The 12,844-nt window shown below is 55.5% G+C and carries 13 protein-coding genes; 10 read left to right on the top strand and 3 right to left on the bottom strand.

What is annotated here, in order from left to right:
* Window positions 1-32 precede the first annotated feature (32 nt).
* Window positions 33-1,052, bottom strand: coding sequence for a LacI family DNA-binding transcriptional regulator (locus WFK85_RS03960; protein ID WP_008459749.1), 1,020 nt, complete (start codon window positions 1,050-1,052; stop codon window positions 33-35).
* Window positions 1,053-1,308: 256 nt separating this feature from the next.
* Here WFK85_RS03960 and WFK85_RS03965 point away from each other — a divergent pair, with 256 nt between their 5' ends.
* From WFK85_RS03965 to WFK85_RS03985, 5 genes are all read left to right on the top strand, one after another.
* A complete protein-coding gene (locus tag WFK85_RS03965; RefSeq protein WP_008459750.1) occupies window positions 1,309-1,752 on the top strand; it encodes a PTS sugar transporter subunit IIA in 444 nt (147 codons plus the stop codon).
* A gap of 85 nt (window positions 1,753-1,837) precedes the next feature.
* A complete protein-coding gene (locus WFK85_RS03970) occupies window positions 1,838-2,110 on the top strand; it encodes a PTS sugar transporter subunit IIB (RefSeq protein ID WP_008459751.1) in 273 nt (90 codons plus the stop codon).
* Window positions 2,111-2,134: 24 nt separating this feature from the next.
* A complete protein-coding gene (locus WFK85_RS03975; RefSeq protein WP_008459752.1) occupies window positions 2,135-3,526 on the top strand; it encodes a PTS ascorbate transporter subunit IIC in 1,392 nt (463 codons plus the stop codon).
* A complete protein-coding gene (locus tag WFK85_RS03980; protein ID WP_336706914.1) occupies window positions 3,526-4,359 on the top strand; it encodes a transketolase in 834 nt (277 codons plus the stop codon). The genes WFK85_RS03975 and WFK85_RS03980 overlap by 1 nt, the downstream gene beginning before the upstream one ends.
* The gene (locus tag WFK85_RS03985) at window positions 4,352-5,305 is read left to right on the top strand and encodes a transketolase family protein (protein WP_008459755.1); all 954 of its coding nucleotides are present in this window, start codon (window positions 4,352-4,354) and stop codon (window positions 5,303-5,305) included. Before WFK85_RS03980 ends, WFK85_RS03985 begins: the two co-directional genes overlap by 8 nt.
* Before the next feature lie 64 nt (window positions 5,306-5,369).
* Here the strand turns inward: WFK85_RS03985 and pta are convergent, their stop codons facing one another.
* Both pta and ackA read right to left on the bottom strand, forming a co-directional pair.
* On the bottom strand, window positions 5,370-7,511 hold the full coding sequence (gene pta, locus WFK85_RS03990) for a phosphate acetyltransferase (RefSeq protein ID WP_166872182.1): 2,142 nt from the start codon (window positions 7,509-7,511) through the stop codon (window positions 5,370-5,372).
* Between the two features lie 85 nt (window positions 7,512-7,596).
* Entirely contained in the window at window positions 7,597-8,799 is a 1,203-nt protein-coding gene (gene ackA / locus WFK85_RS03995) for an acetate kinase (protein ID WP_008459758.1), read from the bottom strand.
* A 78-nt stretch (window positions 8,800-8,877) separates the two neighbouring features.
* Here ackA and WFK85_RS04000 point away from each other — a divergent pair, with 78 nt between their 5' ends.
* The 5 genes from WFK85_RS04000 (at window position 8,878) to WFK85_RS04020 (ending at window position 12,780) form a co-directional block, all read left to right on the top strand.
* A complete protein-coding gene (locus WFK85_RS04000) occupies window positions 8,878-9,081 on the top strand; it encodes a hypothetical protein (protein ID WP_157141428.1) in 204 nt (67 codons plus the stop codon).
* A gap of 56 nt (window positions 9,082-9,137) precedes the next feature.
* Window positions 9,138-9,593: a terminus macrodomain insulation protein YfbV gene (gene yfbV, locus WFK85_RS04005; RefSeq protein ID WP_008459760.1), complete on the top strand. Its 456-nt coding sequence runs from the start codon at window positions 9,138-9,140 to the stop codon at window positions 9,591-9,593.
* Between the two features lie 95 nt (window positions 9,594-9,688).
* A complete protein-coding gene (locus WFK85_RS04010; RefSeq protein WP_166990919.1) occupies window positions 9,689-10,183 on the top strand; it encodes a YfbU family protein in 495 nt (164 codons plus the stop codon).
* Window positions 10,161-10,856 (top strand): sugar phosphatase, encoded by a 696-nt coding sequence (locus WFK85_RS04015; RefSeq protein ID WP_205246337.1) that lies wholly within the window; start codon window positions 10,161-10,163, stop codon window positions 10,854-10,856. Before WFK85_RS04010 ends, WFK85_RS04015 begins: the two co-directional genes overlap by 23 nt.
* A gap of 91 nt (window positions 10,857-10,947) precedes the next feature.
* Complete coding sequence (locus tag WFK85_RS04020; protein WP_166990922.1) at window positions 10,948-12,780, top strand: SLC13 family permease; 1,833 nt, start codon at window positions 10,948-10,950, stop codon at window positions 12,778-12,780.
* The last annotated feature ends 64 nt before the right edge of the window (window positions 12,781-12,844 follow it).

A 12,844-nucleotide genomic window follows, 5' to 3' on the forward strand; every position in this document is an offset into this window, starting at 1 on the left:
TCCAGCAAGAAGGGGACCTGGGTGAGGGAAAATCAGCAGCTCTCCCGCATACACAGCGATGACGCGATAGTCGGGCTTCTGTCCCATTCTTCTTCGTTAATTCTTGCCAACAGCGCTCGCCCGGCTTCAATCCCAATCTTACGATGCGGTACCGCAATGGTGGTCAGCGCTGGCTGGCACACGCGGCTCACGTCGCTGTCGCCAAACCCGACGATGGCTAAGTCGTCAGGCACTTTGATGCGCCTGCGCTGGCATTCGTACAGCGCGCCGCAGGCCAGCTCATCCGACACGCAAACCAGCGCATCCAGCTCCGGCCAGGCCAGCAAAAACTCGGGTAGCTGTGCGGCCCCGGTGGAGAAATTCGGCGGCGCGGCAGCGTTGATCACCCTGTTGGGCGACATATGGTGGCGCAGCATCGCTTTGTACCAGCCTTGAAGGTGCTGCTGGAAAATCCACTGTTCCTGGTTCGCGCACAGTAGCCCGATATTCTGATAGCCTCGGTGGATGAGCATTTCCGTCAGTTCAAACATGGCGGCGACGTTATCAATGCCGATGTTCATGTCCAGCGGATCGGCGCGGGTGGCACCGATTTCGAGCACAGGAATGCTGGCGTGTTTCAGCCAGCCTCGCACCGTGTCGCTGTGTTCCACGCTCAGTAGGATCGCCGCGGCGATATTGGACGCCAGTAGGGTTTCCAGCAGCTTCTCTTCCTGCTCCAGCCGGTGCTGGGATTCTGCCAGGACTATCTGATACCCTGCAGGCTGCAGCACCTGCTGCAGGCCGGCAAACATTTCACTGCAGCCGGATTCTGCCAGGCTTGGGACCACCATTGCAATGGTGTACGAGGAGGCGGAGGCCAGCGCGCTTGCCGCAAGGTTGGGCATATAACCCAGCTCGGAAACCGCCGCTTCGATTTTTTCGCGTAATTTGTCGGAAACCTGCTCCGGGGTTCTTAGCGCTCGCGAAACGGTCATAGTACCGACTCCGGCGAGCTGAGCCACATCTGCAAGCGTCACCTTACCGGTACTTCGCCGCTTTCGGGTTATGGACATTGTGATTCCTGATTCTCGACCTGAAAAACGCCAGGCTGACGTTGGCCCCTGAAAAAGAAGGGGAAATATCGTTCAAGTATACGCCTGAAATCGTGCGCCTAAATGCGATTTAACACAATGATTGCAATTTGATAGCGCTATCACAAAATCGAGTGATAGTTATTGGTAGCGCTATCTTTGTGATATCAATCACAGTTAAACCCAGGGCCGTTGAATAAAGTTTGCCCATCATCAATGTCGATTTCGAGAGGTTATCGTGCTCAACCAATGGCTGCATCCGCAGACTATTCAGCTTCAGGACGAGGTCGCAAACTGGCAGCAGGCGCTGGAGATTAGCGCCCGGCCGCTGCTGGACGCGGGGATTATTGCCCCCCATTACCTGACGGCCATTATGCAGCAGCACCAAAAGCTTGGGCCGTACTATGTGCTGGCACCGGGCCTGGCGATGCCGCATGCGCGTCCGGAAGAGGGCGCGACCGGGCTTGGCCTGTCGCTGCTGAAGCTGAAGCGGGGCGTGAGCTTTCATTCTGAGGGAAACGACCCGGTGGACGTCATTATTATGCTGGCGGCCCCGGACAGCCATAGCCATATTGAAATGATTTCTGCGCTCGCTGAGCTATTTTCCAGCGACGAGGACATGGCGTTACTGCATCAGGCCAATAACCTGGAGGAAATACAAAAAATCATTAATCGATTCTAATTTTTTAATTTAACACCATAGGTTTTTACGTTGCATTGAAAAATGCGATGCGCTCTTACTCTACTAAAAATATAAGGTACACAAAATGAAGATAATGGCAATCTGCGGTTCCGGCCTCGGCAGTAGTTTTATGGTTGAAATGAATATTAAAAAGGTGCTTAAAAAACTCAATATTGAGGCAGAGGTTGAACACTCGGATTTATCTTCCGCCACGCCGGACGCGGCGGATGTGTTTGTGATGGCGAAAGATATTGCCGCCAGCGCGCGCCTGCCGGATAGCCAACTGGTGGTGATCAACAACATCATCGATATCAATGAGCTGGAAAATAAGCTGAGCGCTTATTTCGCCGGTCGTTAATCATAATAATAAGCGGAGGCGGATATGTTTATCCTTGGCACGCTGAATTTTATTGTTGATATTCTGAAGGTCCCGGCCATTCTCGTCGGGCTGATAGCCTTAATTGGTCTGGTAGCGCAAAAGAAGTCATTTTCTGATGTGGTGAAAGGCTCAATTAAAACCGTATTAGGTTTTATTGTTTTGGGCGGCGGTGCCACCGTATTAGTGGGGTCTTTGAATCCACTGGGCGGTATGTTTGAGCACGCCTTTAATATCCAGGGTATTATTCCGAATAATGAAGCGATTGTTTCTATCGCACTGGAGAAATACGGGGCATCCACGGCGCTGATCATGGCCTTCGGGATGGTGGCGAACATCATTGTGGCTCGCTTTACCCGCCTGAAGTACATCTTCCTGACCGGGCACCACACATTCTACATGGCGTGCATGATAAGCGTCATCCTGACCGTGGCGGGCTTTGAAGGCGTGGCGCTGGTGTTCACCGGGTCGCTGATCCTCGGGCTGATAATGGCGTTCTTCCCGGCCATTGCACAGCGCTATATGCGCCGCATCACCGGCACCGATGATATCGGCTTTGGCCACTTCGGTACGCTGGGTTACGTCCTGTCCGGCTGGATCGGCAGCAAGTGCGGGAAAGGTTCGCGCTCAACGGAAGAGATGAACCTGCCGAAGAACCTCAGCTTCCTGCGTGACAGTTCAATCTCCATCTCCCTGACCATGATTGTCATCTACATGATCCTCGCGATTTGTGCAGGCCAGGCTTATGTAGAAGAGAAACTCAGCGGCGGCCAGAACTTCCTGGTTTACTCCATTATTCAGGCGATTACCTTTGCGGCCGGGGTGTTCATCATCCTGCAGGGCGTGCGCTTGATTCTGGCGGAAATCGTCCCGGCGTTTACCGGTTTCTCTGAGAAGCTGGTACCTAATGCACGTCCGGCGCTGGACTGCCCGGTGGTTTACCCTTATGCGCCGAATGCCGTGCTGGTGGGCTTCCTGTTCAGCTTCCTCGGCGGTCTGGTGGGCTTGTTCCTTTTAGGGCAGATGAAGCTGGTGCTGATTTTGCCGGGCGTGGTGCCTCACTTCTTTACCGGGGCGACAGCGGGCGTGTTTGGTAACGCTACTGGCGGCCGTCGCGGCGCGATGGTGGGGGCTTTTGCCAACGGGCTGCTGATCACCTTCCTGCCGGTCTTGCTGCTGCCTGTTCTGGGCGCGCTGGGCTTCGCCAACACAACCTTCTCCGACGCCGATTTTGGCGTGGTGGGGATTATCCTCGGCAACCTTGCACGCTTCCTGTCACCTGCGGCGATTACCGCAGTAGTGGTCGCCGTGTTTGCGGTACTGGTCGGGTTCAACTATCTGGGCAAAGGAAAAGGCACTCCTGCCGTACATACTGAAGACAAGACGGGGGCTAAATAATGAATGAACTGGCTGACGTCACGCGGTTTGCGCGCGACATCCGGGTAGAGACGCTGAAAGCGCTCACCCAACTGGGGTTTGGCCATTACGGCGGCAGCATGTCGGTGGTCGAGACGCTGGCGGTGCTGTACGGCGACGTGATGAATATCGATCCGGGCGACCCTGACTGGGCTGAACGCGACTACTTTGTGCTGTCGAAGGGGCATGCTGGCCCGGCGCTGTACAGCACGCTGGCGCTGAAAGGGTATTTTCCTGCGGAGCAGTTGGCCACGCTAAACCAGAACGGTACCAGCCTGCCCAGCCACCCCGATCGCCTGAAAACGCGCGGTGTGGATGCGACCACAGGTTCGTTAGGGCAAGGGATTTCGATTGCTGCCGGCATGGCGCTGTCCCACAAACTGGCGCAGCGTCGCAACCGGGTCTTCAGCATTGTCGGCGACGGCGAGTTGAACGAGGGGCAGTGCTGGGAGGCTTTCCAGTTTATTGCTCATCACCGTCTTAACAATCTGACGGTGTTTGTGGACTGGAACAAACAGCAGCTGGACGGCGAGCTGGACGAAATCATCTGTGCTTTCGATCTGGCAGAGAAGTTTAGCGCCTTCGGGTTTGACGTGGTGCAGGTGAAAGGCGATGACATTCCCGGTTTGCTGGCGGCGGTGAAACCCGTTCGCAGCGGCGAACAGCGCCCTTTGCTGGTGATCCTCGACAGCATTAAAGGGCAGGGGGTGCCGTACCTTGAGCAACTGGGGAACTCCCACCATCTCCGCCTGACGGAGCAGTCAAAACAGGCGCTGGAGCAGGCCATCGCGCAACTGGAGGCGGCACATGATTAAGGTAAGTCAGAGCGGCGGCCAGGACGCCGTTGAGATGCGTAAAGTCTACGCCGGGTTTGTTCAGCAGCAGATTGGCGAAGGCAGCGGGATCATTGCGCTGGAAGCTGACCTGATGAGTTCGATGGCGATGGATGGCGTGCAGCGAGATAACCCGCAGCATGTGATTAACTGCGGCATCATGGAAGCCAACGTGATTGGCGTGGCGGCCGGGCTGTCGCTGACCGGCCGCAAACCGTTCGTCCACACCTTTACCGCCTTCGCCAGCCGCCGCTGCTTTGACCAGCTGTTTATGTCGCTGGATTACCAGCGGAATAACGTCAAGGTGATTGCTTCCGACGCCGGGGTGACGGCCTGCCATAACGGTGGAACCCATATGTCGTTTGAAGATATGGGCATTGTTCGCGGGCTGGCGCATTCTGTTGTGCTGGAAGTGACTGATGCGGTGATGTTTAAAGACATTCTGCGTCAGTTAATCGAGCTGGAAGGCTTCTACTGGGTGCGGACTATTCGCAAGCAGGCGGCGACGGTTTATGAGGCAGGTTCAACCTTCACCATCGGCAAAGGTAATGTGCTGCGTGAGGGAACGGATATCACGCTAATCGCCAACGGAATTATGGTTGCGGAAGCGCTGAAAGCGGCTCAGCAGCTGGAGCAGGAAGGGGTTAGCGCGGCGGTCATCGACATGTTTACCCTCAAGCCTATCGACCGCATGCTGGTGAAGAACTACGCCGAAAAAACCGGCCGAATTGTGACCTGTGAAAACCACAGTATTCACAACGGGCTGGGCTCAGCGGTGGCGGAAGTGCTGGTGGAAACCTGCCCGGTGCCGATGCGCAGAGTGGGCGTGAAGGAGCGTTACGGCCAGGTCGGGACTCAGGACTTCCTGCAGCAGGAGTATGGCCTGACGGCGGCAGATATCGTGCAGGCGGCGAAAGAGCTGCTGTAGCGGTTAAAGGTGACAGAAAAAGAAAAGGCAGCCAGATGGCTGCCTTTTTTGCGTCTCAGTGATCTTACGCTTGCTGAGCGGACTGAATCGCGGTCAGCGCGATGGTGTAGACGATATCGTCCACCAGCGCGCCACGGGACAGATCGTTAACCGGCTTGCGCATACCCTGCAGCATTGGCCCGATGGAGATCAGGTCTGCAGAACGCTGTACCGCTTTGTAGGTGGTGTTCCCGGTGTTCAGGTCAGGGAAGATGAACACGGTCGCACGGCCCGCAACAGGAGAGTTTGGTGCCTTAGACTTAGCCACGTCAGCCATAACCGCAGCGTCGTACTGCAGTGGACCGTCGATGACCAGATCAGGGCGTTTTTCCTGAGCGATACGGGTGGCTTCACGCACTTTCTCAACGTCGCTACCCGCGCCGGAGTTACCGGTGGAGTAGGAGAGCATTGCGACGCGTGGGTCGATACCGAAGGCGGCTGCGGAGTCAGCTGACTGAATCGCGATTTCTGCCAGCTGTTCTGCGGTTGGATCCGGGTTGATCGCGCAGTCGCCGTAAACGTAAACCTGTTCAGGCAGCAGCATGAAGAACACGGAAGAGACCAGAGAACTGCCCGGTGCGGTTTTGATCAGCTGCAGCGGTGGACGGATGGTGTTGGCGGTGGTGTGAACCGCGCCGGAAACCAGGCCGTCAACTTCGTCCTGCTCGAGCATCAGGGTGCCCAGCACAACGTTGTCTTCCAGCTGCTCGCGGGCAACGGCTTCGGTCATGCCTTTGCTCTTACGCAGCTCAACCAGGCGGGCAACGTAGCTTTCGCGAACCACTTCTGGATCAACGATTTCGATGCCTGCACCCAGCTCAACGCCCTGCGCCGCAGCAACACGGGTGATTTCATCCGGGTTACCCAACAGAACACAGGTAGCGATACCGCGCTCAGCACAGATGGCTGCCGCTTTAACGGTACGCGGTTCGTCGCCTTCCGGCAGCACGACGCGTTTACCGGCTTTGCGAGCCAGTTCGGTCAGCTGGTAACGGAAAGCTGGAGGAGACAGACGACGGCTGCGCTCGGAGGTCGCGGTCAGGGATTCTATCCAGTTAGCATCGATGTGGCTGGCCACATATTCCTGCACTTTTTCGATACGCTGATGGTCGTCGGTTGGGACTTCCAGGTTGAAGCTCTGCAGGCTCAGAGAGGTCTGCCAGGTGTTGGTTTCAACCATGAACAGCGGCAGGCCGGTAGCAAAAGCACGTTCGCACAGCTTGCTGATGCGTGGGTCCATTTCGTAACCACCGGTCAGCAGGATAGCGCCGATTTCCACGCCATTCATGGCGGCCAGGCAGGCAGCAACCAGCACGTCCGGGCGATCTGCGGAGGTAACCAGCAGAGAGCCAGGGCGGAAGTGTTCCAGCATGTGCGGAATGCTGCGCGCACAGAAGGTAACGGACTTCACGCGGCGGGTGTTGATGTCGCCTTGGTTAACGATGGTTGCGTTCAGGTGGCGAGCCATGTCGATTGCGCGGGTGGCAATCAGCTCGAAGCTCCACGGCACGCAGCCCAGAACCGGCAGTGGGCTGTCGGCAAACAGCAGCTTAGGATCGATGTTAGCGATGCTTGCTTTGCTGGAGTCGTCGAAAATTTCAGACAGGTCGGGACGGGTGCGGCCTTGCTCATCAACCGGGGCGTTCAGCTTGTTGATGATGACGCCGGTGATGTTGGTGTTCTTGCTGCCGCCGAAGCTGCTGCGGGTCAGTTCGATACGCTCTTTCAGCTGCTCCGGAGAATCATTGCCCAGAGACATCACGAAGACGATTTCTGCGTTCAGAGTTTTGGCGATTTCATAGTTCAGCGCCTGCGCAAACTGGTGTTTGCGGGTTGGGACCAGGCCTTCAACCAGTACAACTTCAGCATCTTTGCTGCTGTTGTGGTAGTTGGCGATGATCTCTTCCATCAGCACGTCCTGCTGGTTGCTGGACAGCAGAGACTCAACGTGGCTCATGTGCAGCGGCTCAGCGGCCGGGATGGTGGAGTTAGCACGGATGATGCTGGTGGTCTGGTCCGGCGTATCGCCACCGGTACGCGGCTGGGCGATAGGTTTGAACACGCTCAGGCGAACGCCTTTTTGTTCCATAGCACGGATAACGCCAAGGCTTACGCTGGTAAGGCCGACGCTGGTTCCGGTAGGGATCAGCATAATAGTACGGGACACGGTATAACCTCTTTCGTTTTCGCGAGCAGATATGCTCACTCGACTCAGAAAACAACACCGCCAGCTAAGGCTGGCGGTGAGGGAATCAGGCGGTCAGGCGGGATGCATCCTGAGCGATGACCAGCTCTTCGTTGGTGGTGATAACCACCGCAGGGCGGGTGCCTTCCTTGTTGATGAAGCCAGACTTGCCGAAACGTGCAGCCAGGTTGCGCTCGTGATCAACATCGAAGCCCAGTACGCCCAGTTTGCCCAGGGACAGTTCGCGCACCATCGCGGCGTTTTCACCGATACCGCCGGTGAAGACAACGGCGTCCAGACGACCATCCATCAGCGCGGTGTAGGAACCGATGTATTTCGCCAGACGGTGGCAGTAAACGTCCATTGCGCGTTTAGCGTCTTCTTTAGTTGCGTAGTTGTCTTCAACGTAGCGGCAGTCGCTGGTCACTTCGGTCAGACCCAGCAGGCCAGACTCTTTGGTCAGCATTTTGTTGATGTCTTCTACGCTCATGCCCAGGGCATCGTGCAGGTGGAAGATGATAGCCGGGTCGATGTCGCCGGAGCGGGTACCCATCACCAGACCTTCCAGCGGGGTCAGACCCATGGAGGTATCAACGCATTTGCCGTTACGGATTGCAGAAACGGAACCGCCGTTGCCCAGGTGGCAGGTGATGATGTTCAGTTCATCAACCGGCTTGTTCAGCATTTTTGCGGCTTCCTGAGTCACGTAGAAGTGGCTGGTGCCGTGTGCGCCGTAGCGACGAACGCCGTGCTCTTTGTACAGTTTGTACGGCAGAGCGTAGAGGAAAGATTCTTCCGGCATGGTCTGATGGAACGCGGTGTCGAACACGGCAACGTTTTTATCAGCCAGGTTAGGGAAGGATTTCAGGGCTTCAGCGATACCGATCAGGTGAGCCGGGTTATGCAGCGGTGCAAAAGAGGCTGAATCTTTGATACCCTGAATCACGGAATCATCGATAACTACGGAACTGGTGTATTTTTCACCGCCGTGTACGATACGGTGACCAATTGCGGTCAGCTGAGCGGACAATTCTGGTTTTTCTGCCAGAATTTTATTAACGATGAAGTTAAGAGCTTCGCTGTGAGCGGCACCTGCACCCAGAGCCGCTTCTTGTTTAGCGCCGTCCAGCTTCCACTTGATACGAGCTTCAGGAAGGTGGAAACACTCTGCTAAACCAGAAAGGTACTCTTCACCGTTTACAGCATCGATAATTGCGAATTTCAGGGATGAGCTACCGCAGTTCAGAACCAGTACTAGCTTACTCGACATGGAAGTACCTATTTTTGATACGTTGCTAAAAAAACGTCAGTGAGTCTATCAGCGTAGCGCATGATGACGCGGACATTTATGATTAACGTCATGCCGGAAGCGTTTTTCGGCATGGCGAATAAAATTACTCAGAGTTTACGCCATATTCCTGAAGCTGCAGGTCACGGCGATGTAAAAGAATGTTTGACAGCTTGTGGTTTCCCAACTACGGCCATCAAAGGCCGGCACAGGGTAGCAGATAGCGGCTCGGAAAGACAAAATTTTTTGAACGATGTCATTTAGAGTTGTTGAGTTACAGTATTATTTTATTTTTTATACGTAGAGTTGAGGTATGAGCCATGTCGACACCCCAGAATAGCCATGTAAGCTGGTTTAGCCTGTTCGGACGTGGGCAACACTACTCGAAGACCTGGCCGCTGGATAAGCGTCTGGCGCCGGTATTTATCGAAAACCGCGTGATACGCGCCACCCGCTATGCCATCCGCTTTATGCCGCCGCTGGCAGTATTTACCCTGACGTGGCAAATCGCGTTGGGTGGCCAGCTTGGCCCGGCGGTGGCGACGGCACTCTTTGCCTGTAGCCTGCCGATGCAGGGGCTGTGGTGGCTGGGTAAGCGCTCGGTCACGCCATTACCGCCGTCGACGTTACAGTGGTTTTATGACGTTCGCATGAAGCTTCAGGAAGCCGGGCAGGCGCTGGCACCGGTGGAAGGTAAGCCAGACTATCAGGCGCTGGCGGACGTGCTGAAGCGCGCGTTTAAGCAGTTGGATAAAACTTTCCTGGATGATTTGTAATTACCCTACGGTTGCGCATATAAAGGAAGGCACACTTTCTTACAGGTTATCCTCGTCGTAACCTGCATTTTTCCATGTACCAAAGGAGCCAGGAAATGGAAATGACCCACGCGCAACGTCTGATTTTATCTAACCAGTATAAGATGATGACGATGATGGACCCGGATAACGCCGAACGCTATCGTCGTCTGCAGACCATCATCGAACGCGGCTATGGCCTGCAAATGCGCGAGCTGGATCGCGAGTTTGGCGAGCTAAAAGAAGAAACATGCCGCATCGTTATCGACATCATGGAAATGTATCACGCGATGCATGTCTCCTGGACAAACCTGAAAGACGGCAAAGAAATCGATGAACGCCGCGTCACCTTTATGGGCTTTGATGCCGCCACCGAAGCCCGCTTCCTCGGCTATGTTCGCTTTATGGTGAATATTGAAGGCCGCTATACCCATTTTGATGCCGGCACCCACGGTTTCAACGCCCAAACCCCAATGTGGGACAAATACCAACGAATGCTGAAAGTGTGGCACGCCTGCCCACGTCAGTATCACTTAAGCGCCAACGAGATTGCGCAGATCATTAACGCCTGAGGAGAGACGCGGAGTGAAGTGTAAAGGTTTCTTGTTTGATTTGGATGGTACGCTGGTTGACTCCCTTCCCGCCGTTGAACGCGCGTGGGTAAACTGGGCAAAGCGTTTTAATATTTCCCCGGAAGAAGTATTAGGCTTCATCCACGGCAAGCAGGCGATTACTTCACTGCGCCACTTTATGGCTGGTGCTTCTGAGGAAGAGATTCAGCAAGAGTTCCTGCGTCTGGAGAAGCTTGAGTCTGAAGATACCGACGGCATTGTCGCGCTGCCGGGAGCTGCGGAGCTGCTGGCTCATCTTAACGAAGCGGGTATTCCGTGGGCCATAGTCACCTCAGGTTCCGTGCCGGTGGCATCCGCTCGTCGCCTGGCCGGTGGGCTGCCAGAGCCGGACGTGTTTGTGACGGCGGAACGCGTCGCACGCGGTAAGCCTGAGCCGGATGCCTATTTGCTGGGAGCGCAGCTGCTTGGCCTGGAGCCGGAAGAGTGCGTGGTCGTTGAAGACGCGCCAGCAGGCGTGCTTTCAGGGCTGGCTGCCGGTTGCCACGTGATAGCCGTTAATGCCCCGGCGGATACACCCCGGCTTGAGCACGTGGATTACGTTCTGACGTCCCTCACCGAACTGCTCGTCCAGAAATCCCCGGACGGAGTCGTCGAAGTGTTAAGAAAACACTAATCCCATGATTTAACCCCGCATTTGCGGGGTTTTTTTATGGCATTCTCGTCTACATTCAATTCACCAATATTCAGCCATTCAGGGACTCGTTTTGAATTCGGAACTCATTTGGGTGTTGTCGTTACTGGCGGTTGCCGTTCTGCTGTTCGCCACAGGAAAAATGCGTATGGACGCGGTGGCGTTATTGGTGATTGTCGCTTTTGTGCTCAGCGGAACATTAAGCCTCAGCGAAGCATTTTCCGGCTTTAGCGATCCCAACGTGATTCTGATTGCCGCGCTGTTCATTATTGGCGACGGGCTGGTGCGCACCGGTGTAGCCACCAAGATGGGAAGCTGGCTGGTGGACGTGGCGGGCAGCAGCGAAACCAAAATGCTGGTCCTGCTGATGGTGACGGTGGCCGGGTTGGGGGCATTTATGAGCTCCACCGGCGTGGTGGCGATTTTTATTCCGGTGGTGCTCAGCGTTTCTATGCGCATGAAAATCTCACCTTCCCGGCTGATGATGCCGCTCAGTTTTGCCGGGCTGATAAGCGGCATGATGACGCTGGTTGCGACGCCGCCTAACCTGGTGATCAACAGCGAACTGCTTCGTGAAGGGCTGGAGGGGTTCCAGTTCTTTAGCGTGACGCCGATTGGCCTGGCGGTGCTGGTGCTGGGCATCCTTTATATGCTGGTGGCGCGTTTTGCGCTCAAAGGCCTGGGCGAAGAGGCAGGCAAAGAGAGCTGGAAGCGCCGTTCATTTCGCGATCTGATAAAAGAATATCGCCTGACCGGGCGGGCTCGCCGGTTGGCTATTCGCCCTGGCTCACCGATGGTTGGCCATCGTCTGGACGATTTAAAGCTGCGTGAACGCTACGGCGCGAACGTGATTGGCCTGGAGCGCTGGCGCCGCTTTCGGCGCGTTATTGTCAACGTGACCGGCGGTACGGAATTCCGCGCCCGCGATGTACTGCTGATTGACATGTCGGCCTCAGAGGTTGATTTGCGAGAGTTTTGCGGGGAGCAAATGCTGGAGCCAATGATCCTGCGGGGAGAGTATTTTTCCGATCAGGCGCTGGATGTGGGGATGGCAGAAGTTTCTCTGCTGCCAGAGTCAGGGCTTACCGGGCAGACTTTGCGAGAAATGGCTTTCCGAACCCGCTACGGCCTTAACGTTGTTGGCCTGCGGCGGGCGGGTGAAGCCATGGCAGGATTGCTGGTGGATGAACCTATCCAGTTGGGCGACATTATGCTGGTGGTTGGTGACTGGAAGCTGATCAACCAGCTTTCACAGCAGAATCGTGATTTCCTGGTGCTGAGTCTGCCTGTGGAAGAGCAGGATGCCTCCCCGGCCCACAGCCAGGCACCTCATGCGATTTTCTGCCTGGCGCTGATGGTGGCGCTGATGCTGACCGACGAAATACCCAATCCAATCGCCGCGATTATCGCCTGTTTGTTGATGGGCAAATTCCGCTGTATTGATATGGAAAGTGCCTATAAGGCGATTCACTGGCCGAGCATTATTCTGATTGTCGGGATGATGCCTTTCGCTTTAGCGCTGCAGAAAACCGGCGGGGTGGATCTGATCGTTCATGGGCTGATGGAGTTTGGTGGTGGCTACGGCCCATATATCATGCTGGTGTGCCTGTTTGTGATGTGTGCGGCTATCGGGTTATTTATTTCTAATACCGCCACGGCAGTATTGATGGCGCCTATTGCGTTGGCTGCGGCTAAATCAATGGGGGTGTCGCCGTATCCGTTTGCGATGATTGTGGCGATGGCGGCTTCTGCGGCGTTTATGACGCCAGTCTCTTCGCCAGTGAACACGCTGGTGCTGGGGCCAGGAAACTATAAGTTCAGCGACTTCGTGAAGCTCGGCGTGCCGTTTACCGTCATTGTGATGATCGTGAGCGTGGTGATGGTACCGATGTTATTCCCGTTCTGATATTTATCCTCATCCCGGCCTCCTCCCTGTAAGGGAGAAGGGGAAAACATTATCCTGATTTCGC

Source organism: Cedecea sp. VD22, assembly GCF_037150195.1.
Taxonomy (GTDB): domain Bacteria; phylum Pseudomonadota; class Gammaproteobacteria; order Enterobacterales; family Enterobacteriaceae; genus Cedecea.